The organism is Bradyrhizobium sp. A5 (assembly GCF_042076515.1).
GTDB classification, from domain to species: domain Bacteria; phylum Pseudomonadota; class Alphaproteobacteria; order Rhizobiales; family Xanthobacteraceae; genus Bradyrhizobium; species Bradyrhizobium cosmicum.
The window spans coordinates 2,955,820-2,968,963 of sequence record NZ_CP148990.1; the positions used below are offsets into that span (position 1 = coordinate 2,955,820).

At 65.3% G+C, this 13,144-nt stretch carries 14 protein-coding genes, 1 tRNA gene and 1 pseudogene; 8 read left to right on the forward strand and 8 right to left on the reverse strand.

All coding sequences use genetic code 11. From position 1 onward, the window contains the following. Positions 1–130 precede the first annotated feature (130 nt). A complete protein-coding gene (locus WHZ77_RS14080) occupies positions 131–997 on the forward strand; it encodes an oxaloacetate decarboxylase (protein ID WP_375314177.1) in 867 nt (288 codons plus the stop codon). Next, positions 994–1,293, forward strand: coding sequence for an acylphosphatase (locus tag WHZ77_RS14085; RefSeq protein WP_375314178.1), 300 nt, complete (start codon positions 994–996; stop codon positions 1,291–1,293). The genes WHZ77_RS14080 and WHZ77_RS14085 overlap by 4 nt, the downstream gene beginning before the upstream one ends. Before the next feature lie 68 nt (positions 1,294–1,361). Here WHZ77_RS14085 and WHZ77_RS14090 read toward each other — a convergent pair whose 3' ends face one another. Both WHZ77_RS14090 and WHZ77_RS14095 read right to left on the reverse strand, forming a co-directional pair. Next, positions 1,362–2,882, reverse strand: coding sequence for an ATP-binding protein (locus WHZ77_RS14090; protein ID WP_375314179.1), 1,521 nt, complete (start codon positions 2,880–2,882; stop codon positions 1,362–1,364). 141 nt (positions 2,883–3,023) lie between these two features. Then, positions 3,024–3,875, reverse strand: coding sequence for a LysR family transcriptional regulator (locus WHZ77_RS14095; RefSeq protein ID WP_375314180.1), 852 nt, complete (start codon positions 3,873–3,875; stop codon positions 3,024–3,026). 113 nt (positions 3,876–3,988) lie between these two features. Here WHZ77_RS14095 and WHZ77_RS14100 point away from each other — a divergent pair, with 113 nt between their 5' ends. Further along, a complete protein-coding gene (locus WHZ77_RS14100) occupies positions 3,989–4,411 on the forward strand; it encodes a 4-oxalocrotonate tautomerase family protein (RefSeq protein WP_375314181.1) in 423 nt (140 codons plus the stop codon). 44 nt (positions 4,412–4,455) lie between these two features. Here WHZ77_RS14100 and WHZ77_RS14105 read toward each other — a convergent pair whose 3' ends face one another. Together WHZ77_RS14105 and lipB are read right to left on the reverse strand one after the other, a co-directional pair. Then, positions 4,456–5,169, reverse strand: coding sequence for a DNA helicase (locus WHZ77_RS14105; RefSeq protein ID WP_375314182.1), 714 nt, complete (start codon positions 5,167–5,169; stop codon positions 4,456–4,458). 200 nt (positions 5,170–5,369) lie between these two features. Next, positions 5,370–6,107, reverse strand: a complete 738-nt coding sequence (gene lipB, locus WHZ77_RS14110; protein ID WP_375314183.1) for a lipoyl(octanoyl) transferase LipB — start codon at positions 6,105–6,107, stop codon at positions 5,370–5,372. Positions 6,108–6,174: 67 nt separating this feature from the next. Between lipB and WHZ77_RS14115 the strand changes: the two genes are divergently transcribed. Together WHZ77_RS14115 and WHZ77_RS14120 are read left to right on the forward strand one after the other, a co-directional pair. After that, positions 6,175–6,417 carry a FliM/FliN family flagellar motor switch protein gene (locus tag WHZ77_RS14115; RefSeq protein WP_375314721.1) on the forward strand — a complete coding sequence of 81 codons (243 nt, stop codon included), beginning with the start codon at positions 6,175–6,177 and terminating at the stop codon, positions 6,415–6,417. 192 nt (positions 6,418–6,609) lie between these two features. Continuing rightward, positions 6,610–6,694, forward strand: a tRNA-Leu gene (locus WHZ77_RS14120). A gap of 182 nt (positions 6,695–6,876) precedes the next feature. On the opposite strand, the gene WHZ77_RS14125 is transcribed toward WHZ77_RS14120, so the two are convergent. Continuing rightward, positions 6,877–7,815, reverse strand: a complete 939-nt coding sequence (locus tag WHZ77_RS14125) for a GlxA family transcriptional regulator (RefSeq protein ID WP_375314184.1) — start codon at positions 7,813–7,815, stop codon at positions 6,877–6,879. A gap of 92 nt (positions 7,816–7,907) precedes the next feature. Between WHZ77_RS14125 and WHZ77_RS14130 the strand changes: the two genes are divergently transcribed. Both WHZ77_RS14130 and WHZ77_RS14135 read left to right on the forward strand, forming a co-directional pair. Next, the gene (locus tag WHZ77_RS14130) at positions 7,908–8,594 is read left to right on the forward strand and encodes a DJ-1/PfpI family protein (protein ID WP_375314185.1); all 687 of its coding nucleotides are present in this window, start codon (positions 7,908–7,910) and stop codon (positions 8,592–8,594) included. Between the two features lie 85 nt (positions 8,595–8,679). Continuing rightward, a pseudogene (locus WHZ77_RS14135) lies at positions 8,680–9,947 on the forward strand (ABC transporter substrate-binding protein). Positions 9,948–9,980: 33 nt separating this feature from the next. Here the strand turns inward: WHZ77_RS14135 and WHZ77_RS14140 are convergent. Beyond that, positions 9,981–10,238 (reverse strand): hypothetical protein, encoded by a 258-nt coding sequence (locus tag WHZ77_RS14140; protein WP_375314186.1) that lies wholly within the window; start codon positions 10,236–10,238, stop codon positions 9,981–9,983. 283 nt (positions 10,239–10,521) lie between these two features. Between WHZ77_RS14140 and WHZ77_RS14145 the strand changes: the two genes are divergently transcribed. Then, entirely contained in the window at positions 10,522–10,896 is a 375-nt protein-coding gene (locus WHZ77_RS14145) for a hypothetical protein (RefSeq protein WP_375314187.1), read from the forward strand. Between the two features lie 3 nt (positions 10,897–10,899). Here WHZ77_RS14145 and WHZ77_RS14150 read toward each other — a convergent pair whose 3' ends face one another. Together WHZ77_RS14150 and WHZ77_RS14155 are read right to left on the reverse strand one after the other, a co-directional pair. Next, positions 10,900–12,147, reverse strand: a complete 1,248-nt coding sequence (locus tag WHZ77_RS14150; protein ID WP_375314188.1) for a polysaccharide deacetylase family protein — start codon at positions 12,145–12,147, stop codon at positions 10,900–10,902. Positions 12,148–12,309: 162 nt separating this feature from the next. Next, a complete protein-coding gene (locus tag WHZ77_RS14155; protein WP_375314189.1) occupies positions 12,310–13,116 on the reverse strand; it encodes a polysaccharide deacetylase family protein in 807 nt (268 codons plus the stop codon). Positions 13,117–13,144 lie beyond the last annotated feature (28 nt).

Here is a 13,144-nt window from a genome sequence, read left to right on the forward strand (position 1 = left end):
GGAGACCCTCACCCTGAGGAGCCGCGCCTGCGCGGCGTCTCGAAGGGCGAGGCCACCAGCTGGGCCTTCATCCTTCGAGACGCGCGCAAGAGCGCGCTCCTCAGGATGAGGAATTTGGAGTGAGGCAACCATGGCCTTTCGTTCCCGCCGCGACAAGCTGCGCATCATCCTGTCGGGCTCGGCTTGCGTCCATCCCGGCTCGGTCTACGACGCCATCTCGATCCGTATCGCCGAGGATCTCGGCTTTCCCCTCGGCATGTTCGGCGGCTCGGTGGCCTCGCTCGCGGTGCTTGGCGACCCCGATATCACGCTGATCACACTCACCGAGCTTGCCGAACAGATGCGGCGGATGTCGCGCGCCGCAAGCTTGCCGGTGCTGGTCGATGCCGATCACGGCTACGGCAACGCGCTCAATGTGCGACGTACCGTGCAGGAACTGGAGACCGCGGGTGCTGCCGGCCTCACCATCGAGGACACGCTGCTGCCGGCCGCCTTTGGCGAAGCAAAGGCGCAACTGATCTCGCTGGAAGAGGGCGTCGGCAAGATGAAAGCCGCGCTCGACGGTCGTGGCGATCCTTCGCTGGTCGTCATAGGTCGCACTGGAGCTGCCTCCATCACCTCGATCGAGGACGCGATCCGCCGCGCCAGGGCTTATGAGGCGACCGGTGTCGATGCGCTGTTCTTCACCGGCGTCAAGTCGCGCGCCGAGCTCGAGGCGATCGCGGCGGCGACGCGCCTGCCGATCGTGCTCGGCGGCGCGCCGGAGGACGTGAACGTGCTCGACTATCTCGCCGGCCAGCGCGTGCGCATCGCGCTCCAGGGCCACGCGCCGATCGCGGCGGCCATGCAGGCCGTCTACGAGACGCAGAAGGCGTTGCGCGAAGGTACGCCGCCGAAGGCGCTGAAGGGATTGCCCTCGGCGGAACTGACCAACCGCGTCACGCGCGAGGCCGACGTCAAGGCACGCAGCGCCGATGTGCTCGGGCTGAAAAAATGAGCCATGCGATTCTCCAGGTCATGATCCGCGGCCGCGTCCAGGGCGTAGGCTACCGGGCCTGGGTCGAGTATCAGGCCACGACGTGCGGGCTGGAAGGCTGGGTCCGCAACCGCCGTGACGGCGGAGTCGAAGCGCTGTTCGCGGGGCCGCCGAACCATGTCGCCGACATGGTCGCCCTGTGCCGCCACGGGCCGCCGTCCTCGCGCGTGGACAGCGTCACCAGCGAGACGGCGAGCGTGGACGAGTTGAACCTGCGCCGGGCAGGGGAAACGTTCTCGGTGTTGCCGACGGTGTAGCTGCGCTCTCAAAGCCCAGACGGTGCGCTCCCTCGCCCCGTTCTTACGGGGAGGGGCGAAGAAAAGCCTCACCGCGGCAGCTTCGCGATCGCTTCGCTCAGCTCGTGGATCTCATACGGCTTGCGCAGGATCGGGAAATCGCCGCGCACGTCGGCGGCGGCCTCGCTGTAGCCGGTGGCGAGCAGGATCGGCAGGCCGGGGTGGATCTGGCGCAGATGATGGGCGAGGCTGAGACCGTCCATCTTGCCGGGCATGACGATGTCGGAGAACACGAAGTCGACGCCGTTGTGCTCGAGCTCGCGCAATGCCGACTCGGCGTCGGGGACGCGGCAGACACGATAGCCGAGTTGCTCGAGCAGCCCGATGCTGACGAGCGCGACGTCCGGATTATCTTCCACCAGCAGCACCGTGCCGCTGCCGCGGAACGGGGTAGCCTTCGCCGTTTCCCTTGTCGGCGCATCCGTGCCACGCGGCAACAGGACGGTGAAGGTCGTGCCCTTGCCGAGCTCGCTTGCGACCTTCACCGTGCCACCGGCCTGATGTGCGAAGCCGTGCACCTGCGACAGGCCGAGGCCCGTGCCCTTGCCGATCGGCTTGGTCGTGAAGAACGGCTCGAAGATCTTGTCGACGACGTCGGAGGGAATGCCGAGCCCGGTGTCGGCGATGTCGATGGCGACGAACTCGCCGGTCAGCAGCGTCTCGTCCAGCACGACGTTGCGCGCGCTGACTGTCACGGTGCCGCCGTCAGGCATCGCATCGCGGGCATTGATGACGAGGTTGAGCAGCGCCGTCTCGAACTCGGAAGCGTCGGTCCTGATCGGCCAGAGATCGTGGTCGATGTCGAAGGCAAGGCGAATGGAGCTGCCGACGCCGGCATCGAGCACCTCGCGGATCGAACCGATGCGCTCGGCGAAATCAATCGCCTGCGGATTGACGCTTTGCCGCCGCGCGAAGCTCAGGAGCTGGCCGGTCAGCGCGGCGCCGCGCTTGGTCGCGGTCTCGATCGCCGAAATCGCGCGCTGAAGCTTGGCGTCGTCAGCCGCACCCTTTTTCACGATGTGAAGACTGCCGCTGATGATCATCAGGAGGTTGTTGAAGTCGTGGGCGACCCCTCCGGTGAGCTGGCCCAGCGCATCGAACTTCTGCGACTCCGCGAGCTGCGTCTGCATCGCCTCGAGCTTGAGTTGCGTGTTGCGGCGCTCGGTGATGTCGCGGGTGATCTTGGCAAAGCCGACGATGGTGCCGCCCTCGTAGATCGGGTCGATCACGACGCTGGCCCAGAAGAAGGTGCCGTCCTTGCGGACGCGCCAGCCTTCCTCCTCGTAACGGCCCTGGTCCCGTGCAATGCCAAGGGCGCGGGCGGGCTTGCCATTGGCGCGGTCGGTCTCGGTGTAGAAGCGGGAAAAATGCTGGCCGACGATCTCCTCGGACGAATAGCCCTTGATGCGTTCGCCGCCGATGTTCCAGCTCGTGATGATCCCGGAGGGATCGAGCATATAGAGCGCGTAGTCGGCAACGCCTTCAACCAACAATCGGAAACTTCGTTCGCTTTCGAACAAGTCTCTCTGTTGACTAAGTTTTTTAACCATTCCGGGACCCCGCCTCGACCGGTGCAAACGTTTCAAGGTCCGTTTGGTTCCCCGGTTGAAGGATTCTTGGGCAACTTTGCGCAACGGTATGCAGCAGGCAAGGGCGCATGGCAGCCGGCCCTGATCCGGCTGATCGCGGCGTCAAGACGCTGCGCTCCTGAAGGTCGCCGCGATGGCTCGCAGCGCCGCCAGTTTTGCGGGATCGCTGACCTTCGAATGCAGCATCACCTTGGAGCTGCCGAGTTTGGGTAGCTTGTGCGCGGGCCCGATGTCGATCAGACCCGCCGGTGCTATCCGCCGCGCCAGCGGCGCTATCGCGAGTCCGGCAAGAGCCGCCGCCGCCACCGCCGTGACGCCGCCGCCGACAAAACGCTCGCGCCAGGCGATGCCGGCCTTGTCGAGCGCGCGCACGGCGATGGCGCGCACGCCGCAGGGCGGGGCGAGTGTCGCGAGTGGCAGCGCCTCGCCCTTCGGCAGGGAGAAGCGTCGTGACGCGAACCAGCCGAACTCGTCTTCAGTCAGCTTCTCGCCGCCGCGCCGGCTGCCTTCCTGCCGGACGATCACCGCATCGTGCTGGCCTGCGTCATAGGCGTCCTGCATCTCGCGCGAGAAGCCGATGGTGACGGCGAGGGTGAGGTTCGCCGACATCGCGTGCAGGCGTTCGAGCAGCGGCACCAGCTCGGGGCCCGCGGCGTGGTCGGAGATGCCGAGCGAGAGCGATTGCGCGGTCGCTGCTTCGCCCGACAGCGCGCGGTCATGCGCATCGATCAGCGCCCGGGCGCGATCGACGAACGCTGCGCCGTCGGCGGTGAGCCGGACCGCGCGGGGGGAACGCTCGACGAGCCGCTTGCCGAGCAAGGTCTCAAGCCGCTGCAGCTTGAGACTGACCGCCGCCTGCGTGGTGCCGAGCGCTTCCGCGGCGCGGGTAAAGCTCTGGAGGTCGGCGACCAGGAGGAAGGCCTTGATGGTGGCGATGTCGAGGGTGGCTGCCATAACAGTTCATTATCACTGGTATCAGTAGAGATAAGATACCAAAATGATGGCGGAAGGTCTAGCTTCTCTCCAACGCCGCGCGAACACCGCGCCGCATCTTGAGGAGAACGACCATGCCGCTGATCACCGTGTCCTATGCTTCGTCCCGCCAGTCGCCGTCGCTGAAGGCCGACATCGCCAATGCCGTGTCCGAGCTCACCGCAAAAATCCTGCACAAGGATCCCAGGGTGACGGCCATCATCGTGAAGGCCGTGGATGCGAGCGACTGGTTCGCGGGAGGCCAATCGCTCGCCGAGCAAAAGCTCGCCAGTTACTGGATCGACATTCACGTCACCGAAGGCACCAACACCAAGGACGAGAAGGCGGCCTATCTCGCCGCGATGTTCAAGCGGATGGTCGACATCCTCGGCCCGCTGCATCCCGAGACCTACCTCCATGTCGACGAGGTCAAGGGCGATGCCTATGGCTTTGGCGGCCTGACCCAGGAGCGCCGCTACATCGCCGGCAAGCTCGAGGTTGCGCTGCAGGCGGCGTGAGGCAGGAAGGCCGCGGGCGAGCCATCCCGCCCGCGGCCCGATCGTCAGCTCGCCACCCGGAACTGAACTTCGGCGTTGTTGAGGAAGCACGTCTTGTCGAACAGCTTCAGATCAAGCGGGTTGGGCAGCCTGACATCGTCGAGGCCGGGGCAGGGCTTGATCGAGGCGTCATAGGACCTGTCGATTTGCGAGATGAAGACCACGATCAACCCCTTGTCGCGTGCGAACGATTTCAGGGCGCGCACCTGAACGGTCAGGTCCGGATTTTCCCGCCTCTGGTCGAGCAGCTGCAGATAGTCGATCACCACGATTGTACCGCGGGGAGCTGCGGCCATCTGCTTGACGACGTAATCGGCGCTGATCGCGTCGGAGCAATCGACCTCGAACAGCGGAGCGAACTCCGCCGGGTTCGCGCCGATCGCCCGGAAGCGATCCAGCACGTCCCTCTCGGTGTATTCGAGCGAGAAGAACGCGGCGCGATGGCCGGACTTCATGGCCTCCACCGCAAGTTCGAGGCTCATCAGCGTCTTGCCTTGACCGGGGCGCGCCCCGACCAGAACCAGATCACCCGACCGGAATTGCGGAAACAGCCTGTTGGCCGGCGTCACTGCGGCAGCCTTGGCCGCGAGCATGCTCCAGGCGGAAAACCCTTCCGCCGTAGCGACGCGGTCGAGCGCGTCATGGAGCGGGATGCTTTCCTCGCGCGACAGGCGCTTGGCCTTGCGCTTCAGATGATAGATCGGTGCAGACAGTCTCATCGTCAGAACCTCCCATTGCGAGCAGAAAGCGCAATCCCTCCTTATGCCTTGGCGCTCGAACAGTCGGTCCGATGATCGCATCGCCCGGCATGATCTGTACTTTCCCGGCGGAGGGGGGAGGCGTGGGCGGCACCTGCAACGAGTGTAGCCGATTCCGCGGCGAGCGGAGAACGCGCGGTCAGTCTCGTACAGAAAAAGTTCTAGACCGCCGCCTCCGGCAGCAGCGCACGCGTCGGCCCGAACAGCTCTTCGAATGCCTGCCGGAGCGCGATATCGACATCGGCCATGGTCACGAGCTGGCCGAGATCGATCAGTGAGGTGACGCCGTAGCGGGGATCGGCGACGCCGCAGGGCACGATGCCGGCGAAATGCGCAAGCTCCGGCTCGACATTGATGGCGATGCCGTGGAACGAGACCCAGCGCTTCAGCCGCACGCCGATCGCCGCGATCTTGTCCTCGTGCTCCGCGCCCTTGTCGGGCCGCTTGACCCAGACGCCGACCCGGTCCTCGCGCCGCTCGCCGCGGACGTTGAAGGCCGCGAGCGTGCGCAGGATCAACTCCTCCAGGCTCGCGACATAGGCCCGCACGTCCGGCCGGCGCCGCTTGAGGTCGAGCATGATGTAGGCCACCCGCTGGCCGGGCCCGTGATAGGTGAGCTGGCCGCCGCGTCCCGTCGCAAAGGTCGGGAAGCGGGGATCGAGCAGGTCGGAGGCCTTGCCCGAGGTGCCGGAGGTGTAGAGCGGAGGGTGTTCGAGCAGCCAGACCAGTTCCGGCGCCGCGCCCGCCGCGATCGCCGCGACTCGGGCCTCCATGGCGGCCACGGCTTCCGGATAGGGCACCGGCGCGTCCGAGATCCGCCATTCGACGGGGGCGCCGCCTGTGGCGGAAAACGACGTCAGGTCGAGGTCCTGGCGGGGGTTTTGAGGCGAATTAACCATTGGCTAACCATAACGTGGTGATGATCGCAGGTGCAAATGCCAGTCTCCAGTTGCGGTGGTCATGACAGTGCCGACACTCGATAAAGTCACCGTGGATCTCATGGTCGTCCTCGGGACGACCACCATGCCGATCCATCAAGTATTACGTCTTTCCCGCGGCGCCATCATCGAGCTGGACGCAACCGAGGCCGACGAGGTCAAGGTTTTGGCCAACAATCTTCCCGTAGCCTCCGGCGTCGTGCTGGTCGACCGCAACCGCATCGCGGTCGAGGTCAAGCAGATGCTGCCGCGCACGACCGGCGCGCGGTAGCGGCCAGGGCACGCGGTAGCGGCAGGACGGGCAGGGCTCGCCCCCGATCGGGCCGATCCGGGCAGGAGGGCCGAACTTTCCTGCCAAGCTTGTGGAATTCGGGGCCTTTGCAGGCTTGTACCCCTCTGATGGATTTGTTAGATCGGCGCCGTTGATCCGGCAGGCCTCAAGCCTTAAGCCGGCATCCCCAAAGCGCTCGTGGCGGAATTGGTAGACGCGCTGCCTTGAGGTGGCAGTGAGTAAAATCGTGGGGGTTCGAGTCCCTCCGAGCGCACCAAAAGCCAATATTGGCATTGATATCCCTGAGTTTTCTAACTTTTGCCCGGGACCGGCGTTGCGTCGCCCCGGATTTGGCGCTGCGCGCCGGTGGCCTCTGCGCTGCCCCGAGGTCGGCGAGTGATAGGCGCGATTGAGGCCGCCATCTCGATCGTTTCACGGATGCATCTCTCGATTCGTCCTTCACGCACTCCGCGCCGACCGTCGCAGCGACTGCGGCGGATGACCGAAGGCGCGGATGAAGGCCCGGCGCATCCGCTCGGGATCGCGAAAGCCGGTAGATTGCGCGACGCGCTCGATCGCCTCGCCCGACGACTGCACCCGCTCGCGCGCGACCTCGACCCGTAATCGCTCCAGGGCTTTGGACGGCGTGGAGCCGGTTTCGGCGATGAAGGAGCGGACGAAATGCCGTGAGCTCAAGCCCGCCCGCTCGGCAAGTGCGTCGACCGTGAGCTGCGCATCCAGATTCTCGCGCATCCAGGACAACAGGCCGCCGAAGCGGCCGTTCGGCGTCTTGAGCTCGAGCAAGGTCGAGAACTGCGATTGCCCGCCGCCGCGGCGATGATAGAGGACCAATTGTCGGGCGGTCGCCTGCGAGATCTCCTCGCCGTGGTCCTCGGCGATCATGGCGAGCGCAAGATCAATCCCGGCGGTGATGCCGGCCGACGTCCACACCCGATCATCCCGGATGAAGATCTGGTCCGGCTCGAGCCTGACGTTCGGGTAGCGCCCAGTGAAGTCGCGCGCGCAGCACCAGTGCGTCGTCGCGCAGCGGCCATCCAGCAGTCCCGCCTCGGCAAGCAGATAGGCCCCGTTGCAAACGCTGGCGATACGCACGCCACGCTTGGCGAGTCTCCGAATGAACGCGATCGTCGTCTTGCAGCGTGCCGCGGCCTCGACGCCTTCTCCGCCCGCGACGAAGAGCGTCGTGACGGCGCTGGCCGCGCGCAGGTTGCGCGCCAGCATCTCGGTGCCCGACGAGCTGCGCACCGCGCCTGCCTTGGCCGCGATCGTGATGATTTGCGGCGCGTCCGGTGCGTGACGTCTGGCGATTTCGAACACCGAGATCGGGCCGGCCGCGTCCAGCAACTGGAATTCGGGAAAGATCAGGAAGCCGATCATGGACGCGTCCAAAAATGAGGGAATTACGCCGTTTCCGCAGCCTAGGCCAACATGGCAGGCTGCAACCGTCAAGCGCGATGTCGAGGTTGGATATGTCGGGTCCGTTGCAGATCGGCCTTCTGGTTTTTCCGCGCGTCACCCAACTCGATCTCACGGGGCCGGCTCAGGTCTTCTCCAGCCTGCCGGACGTGAACGTGCATCTGATCTGGAAACGTATCGAACCCGTGCCGAGCGATTCCGTGATTACGCTGACGCCGACGATCACGTTCGCCGATTGCCCGCAGCTCGACGTGATCTGCGTTCCGGGCGGCTACGGGACCGATGAGCTGATGCTCGACGAGGACGTCCTCGCCTTTCTGCGCAGGCAGGAGAGGGGCGCCCAATACGTCACCTCGGTCTGCACCGGCTCGCTGGTGCTTGGTGCAGCCGGCCTGTTGCAGGGATTTCGCGCGGCGACGCACTGGACGGCTACGGACGCATTGCCGTTGTTCGGCGCGTCGGTGTCGCGGGAGAGGGTTTGCATCGATCGCAATCGGATCACCGGCGGCGGCATCACCGCCGGCATCGACTTCGCGCTCACGCTGGTCTCGATGTTGCGAGGCCGCGGCGCCGCGGAGATGATTCAACTGCGCATGGAATACAATCCCGCCCCGCCGTTCGCGGCCGGCTCGCCGGATACGGCGCCGGCCGCGATCCTCGCCGCGATGAAGGAGCGGGTCGCGCCTGCGCAGGCGAGACGGCTGGAGTTCGTCAGGAAGGCCGTCGGTCAGCAGGGATAGCACGCTGCGAAAGTCGGCAATCGGAATCGGGATCATTGGGCAGGTCATCGCTGACAGATGTCGCGATGCTGGAATGGAGGGGGCAATGGCGCCTTGTCGTGTTGGGAAGTTGCAGTCATGGCGCGTCCCGCTTGCCCGGTTCACCCTAGGACTTGTCCTGACGCTGGGTCCGGTCGCGCTCGCCGAGCGGAGCGCGGCTGCCGACTTCTCCGGCGGGGTGGTCAGGATCGGCATCGTCAACGATCAGGCGGGACCCTTGTCGGACCTCGCCGGACCAGGCTCCGTCGTCGCCGCGAAAATGGCGATCGACGATTTCAAGCAGACCACCCCGGGGCTGAAGGTCGAGATCGTGGTCGCCGACCATCAGAACAAGCCGGATATCGGCGCCCAGATCGTTCGCAAATGGTTCGACGTCGACGGTGTCGACATGGTGGCCGATGTCGGAAACTCCGCGGTGGCCCTCGCCATCCAGTCGCTCGCACGCGACAAGAACAAGATCGTCATCTACGCGGCCGTCGGCACCACCGAGATCGGCGGCAAGCAATGTTCGCGCACCGGCCTGATGTGGTTGCACGACAATTACAATCTGGTCGCCGGATCCGTTCGACGGCTGGTGTCGCAGGGATACGACAGCTGGTTCTTCATCGCGGCCGACTATGCGTTTGGACGCAACATGGTGGAGGTGTCGCAGCGCGTGCTGTCCGCAACCGGAGCCAAGTCGCTCGGTGCGGTGTTTCATCCGCTCGGAAACGCCGATTACGGCTCGTTCCTGCTGCAGCCCAGGCCTCGAAGGCCAAGGTGGTCGCGTTTGCCAATGCCGGCGAACAGCTCGTGACCTCGATGAAGCAATGGAATGAGTTCGGCATGGGGGCGGGGCCGCAGAAGGCGGTCGCCGAGCTGATGTTCCTGACCGACGTGCACGCCATGGGCGTCGAAACGGCGAAGGGGCTGACGACCGTCACGGCCTGGTATTGGGCCCTCAACGAGGAGACGCGCGCTTTCGGCCAGAGGTTCTACAAGCTCCACAAGGCCATGCCGACCGCGCCGCAGGCCGCCGTCTACTCCGCCGTGCTGCAGTATCTGAGAGCGGCCGCTGCGGCTGGAACGGACGAGACCAACGCGGTGCTCGAGAAGATGCGCGCGATGCCGGTTGACGATTTCTACGCGCGGGGCGCACGGCTGCGCGCCGACAACAAGCTGGTTCACGATTTCTATCTGGTCGAGGTCAAGAAGCCCGAGGACGTCAAGACCCCCTGGGATTACTACAATGTCGTCGAGAAGATTTCCGCCGACGACGCCTTTCTTCCTCTGAGCCAGAGTGAATGCCCGTTGCTCAAGGCATCGGCAAACTAGCCTCGGCCGCGCCGGTGACATAGGCGGGCCCGTTCAGCCATATTCCTCGCCGATCCCGTATTCCCGGTAGATCTCCAGCGGATCCGACTCCGGGAACAGGCGGCATTTGGCCTGGGCGAGGTGCAGGCTCACCGCCGCCGGCTCCTTGCCGTTCGCCAGCATCTTGCGGATGTCGTCCATATGCGCGCTCGGCTGGTGCTTTGGTTCGAGCTGCTCCAGCGCGACCAGCGCGGTCGCCAGGGCCTCGGTCAGAACCCAGTCGTCGTGGCCCGTGATTCCCTTCTTCGGCATCGGCAGACCCCATCTGCGGTGGCTGTGCCAGTGTACCGTAGCTCCCACCGAATCTCCATCGGGCCGCGGCGACGGAACACGATGATCGTTGCGTGCTCGCTTGCATTACCGCGGCGCGTGGCTAAAAGGCGCCAATTGCGCGGGCGATCGTATCTTTGTTGAAACAAAGTTGGCGTAGACGGGCCTCGCGCAACCTGTAGGCCGGCTGTCCCGGCCTGCAATCCTCGATCCTGAATTCCACAAAGCCAGACGGTCAGTCATACCGCTCAAGGCCGGAGCCAGCATGGTCTTTCTAAGCTTCGTCTACCGCTTCGTGACCAACTTCGCGTTCATGGCGATGGTCTATTTCAGCCTCAATTTCATGGAGAAGTACCAGAATCGGGCGATCATCGCGATCCTGGTGCTGGTCTATAGCGGCATGCGCGCGGCCTCGACGCTGCGTGCGTTCTACTTCTTCCAGAAGATCGAGAAGCTGGAGGCCGAGACGAAGCGCCTGCAGGGGCCGATCAACGACGGTGCGGGCGGAACGAACGCGCGCAAGCAGGTGGTGGCCGACGTCGCCCGGCTGCGGCGGGACGGCGAGCTGAAGTCCTATATGGATCTGTTCTTCCTGGCGCTGATCGTGCTGCTCTGCGTCGCCAACATCATGCGGCAGTAACAGTCAAGCGCGCTTCTTAACGCTGTTCGCGACGCGGGTCGGGCGGGGCGTCGTACCCTTGGCCTGGGCCGTATGCTTTGGCGCGGCGTGGGCAGCGTGGGCGGTGTGAGGCTTGCCGGCCTTGCCCCTGGCCGTACGCGGCGCCTCGGCAGCCATCGCCATCCGCGTCGCGGCGCGCCGCGACAAGGTCGTCGACAGCAACACTTCGATCGAGCCTTCCGGGATCGCAAACAGATCGCGGCCCGGCACGGGCAGGGTGGCCGCGACATTCGCCTGCGCAATCGTCTTGCGCGGCAGCAGCGGCTGGTGCCCGGCCTGTGCGTTGAGATCGGCGAGGCTGGGCGCCGGAAGCGTCGGGGTCTGCGTGAACACGAAATTCGGCACCGCCGGCCAGCGCGCGATCGGCACGGTCTCGGTCGGCGGATGCAGCAGCCATTCCACCGGCGTGGTTGGCGTCGCCGGCAGTTCGGTGGTCGCAGGCACCACATGCACGATGCGATAGCCGCGCGCCTTGAGGTCGCGGATGATCTTCGGCAGCGCCGCCACCGTGCGGGCCTGGATGTCGTGCAGCAGCAGGATTCCCTTGCCCTTGGCTTCCAGCCGCTGGATCGCGAGCTGGTAGACGCGGTCGGACGACACATGCCGCCAGTCGTCGGCGGGGAAGTCGGCGCTCCAGACCTGGATGCCGCGCGAGATCAGGAGATTCTCGACGGCATCGGCGCGCATCAGGCCGGGAATGCGGAAGAACGGCGCGAGCTGCCTGGACGGATCGGTCATTGCAGCCGAGGTCCACTCGATGCCGCCATTGATCTCGGCTTCGGCCTTCTCGATCGGCATCCTGTCGAACGTCAGCGGATGGTTCATGCTGTGGGTGCCGACCGTGTGGCCCGCCGCCACCAGCTTGCGCACGCCTTCCGGGTTCGCCTTGGCCTGGCCGCCGATGATGAAGAAGGTCGCCTTGATGCACTCGTCGTCGAGCATCTTGAGGATCTGGTTGGAATATTTCGGCAGCGGACCGTCGTCGAAGGTCAGCACGACCTCGTGGTCCTTCAGCGGCAGCGTCTCGCGATACTGCATCGTGCCGATGCGCGGATGCTCGCGCGGATCGACTACGAGCGTGCGGGACGTCCCGAGCGCGTCCGGATGGCCGGGGCAATCGCCTGCAAACGCCGCCGGTGTGCCGACGGTCAGCAATCCGAGACAGAGGACGATCCACGATCGCGTCCGGACAACAACGCTACTTCCGATCATGAACCCCGTCTGCCCTCATACGCGATGGCCGCCATTAGGTGGTCGGAGACGCCTAGAAAAGGTTCAGGCGCAATATTCCGTCCATGTTTGCATGGCGTAGCATGAACAGATCGTTAATAGGGCCCAAATCACCCCATTTTGCGACGGCGTGACATTCCGGCATCAACGTGCGTCGGCGTTCTTCTGTGATGCGCCGGCCGGGACCACGTGAACCACGCGAAAGCCGTTGTCCCTGAGGTATCGCAGGAAGGCGGGCATGATTGCCGCCGTGCGTGCCTTGGGGTCGTGGAAGAGGATGATGCCCTTGCCGGCGGCGGCGAGGCGCTCGGTGACGAGCTTCAGTTCCTGCTCCGGCGTCATCTCGTTCCAGTCGCTGGCCCAGAGGTCGGCGCCGAACACGACGATGCCGCGCGACTGCAGCAGGTCGAGCTGCGCCGGCGTCGACTCGAAATAGGGGAAGCGGAAGAACGGCGTCGAGGGCGTCGTCGTCGAGACGCCCTTCAGCGCCATCTCGTCGGCCGCGATGCCGCGGTCGATCTCGCTCTTCGCCTTGTCGAACGGGATCCGCGCCATGAACGGATGCGACCAGGTGTGGTGGCCGATGGTGTGGCCCTCGCGCGCGATGCGCTTGACCATGTCGGGGTGCTCGGAGGCGTGCAGGCCGATCAGGAAGAAGGTCGCGCGCACGCATTCCTGCGCCAGCGCCGCCAGCACCTTCGACGTCGTTGGCGGATGCGGGCCGTCGTCGAAGGTCAGCACGACCTCGTGATCGGCGAGCGCCAGCGTCTGCGGAAAGCTCTTCAAGCCCACGCGCGGCGTGACCTTCGCATCGACGCTGAGAACCCGCGAGGTTCCCAGTGCGTCCTTGCGCGGACAGTCCGCGGCCCCGGCCGAGGCAATGCCGGCGACGGCCGCGAGGACCGCGCCCGCCGCGATCGAGGTCCACCTCAGTCGAAGCATCTTTGTCATTGCGCTGGCTGTTGCCTTGTGGGTATTG

Coding starts and splice junctions, on each gene's coding strand:
- WHZ77_RS14080 (WP_375314177.1), top strand. CDS start 131: ATGGCCTTTCGTTCCCGCCGCGACAAGCTGCGCATCATCCTGTCGGGC.
- WHZ77_RS14085 (WP_375314178.1), top strand. CDS start 994: ATGAGCCATGCGATTCTCCAGGTCATGATCCGCGGCCGCGTCCAGGGC.
- WHZ77_RS14090 (WP_375314179.1), bottom strand. CDS start 2,882: ATGGTTAAAAAACTTAGTCAACAGAGAGACTTGTTCGAAAGCGAACGA.
- WHZ77_RS14095 (WP_375314180.1), bottom strand. CDS start 3,875: ATGGCAGCCACCCTCGACATCGCCACCATCAAGGCCTTCCTCCTGGTC.
- WHZ77_RS14100 (WP_375314181.1), top strand. CDS start 3,989: ATGCCGCTGATCACCGTGTCCTATGCTTCGTCCCGCCAGTCGCCGTCG.
- WHZ77_RS14105 (WP_375314182.1), bottom strand. CDS start 5,169: ATGAGACTGTCTGCACCGATCTATCATCTGAAGCGCAAGGCCAAGCGC.
- lipB (WP_375314183.1), bottom strand. CDS start 6,107: ATGGTTAATTCGCCTCAAAACCCCCGCCAGGACCTCGACCTGACGTCG.
- WHZ77_RS14125 (WP_375314184.1), bottom strand. CDS start 7,815: ATGATCGGCTTCCTGATCTTTCCCGAATTCCAGTTGCTGGACGCGGCC.
- WHZ77_RS14130 (WP_375314185.1), top strand. CDS start 7,908: ATGTCGGGTCCGTTGCAGATCGGCCTTCTGGTTTTTCCGCGCGTCACC.
- WHZ77_RS14140 (WP_375314186.1), bottom strand. CDS start 10,238: ATGCCGAAGAAGGGAATCACGGGCCACGACGACTGGGTTCTGACCGAG.
- WHZ77_RS14145 (WP_375314187.1), top strand. CDS start 10,522: ATGGTCTTTCTAAGCTTCGTCTACCGCTTCGTGACCAACTTCGCGTTC.
- WHZ77_RS14150 (WP_375314188.1), bottom strand. CDS start 12,147: ATGATCGGAAGTAGCGTTGTTGTCCGGACGCGATCGTGGATCGTCCTC.
- WHZ77_RS14155 (WP_375314189.1), bottom strand. CDS start 13,116: ATGACAAAGATGCTTCGACTGAGGTGGACCTCGATCGCGGCGGGCGCG.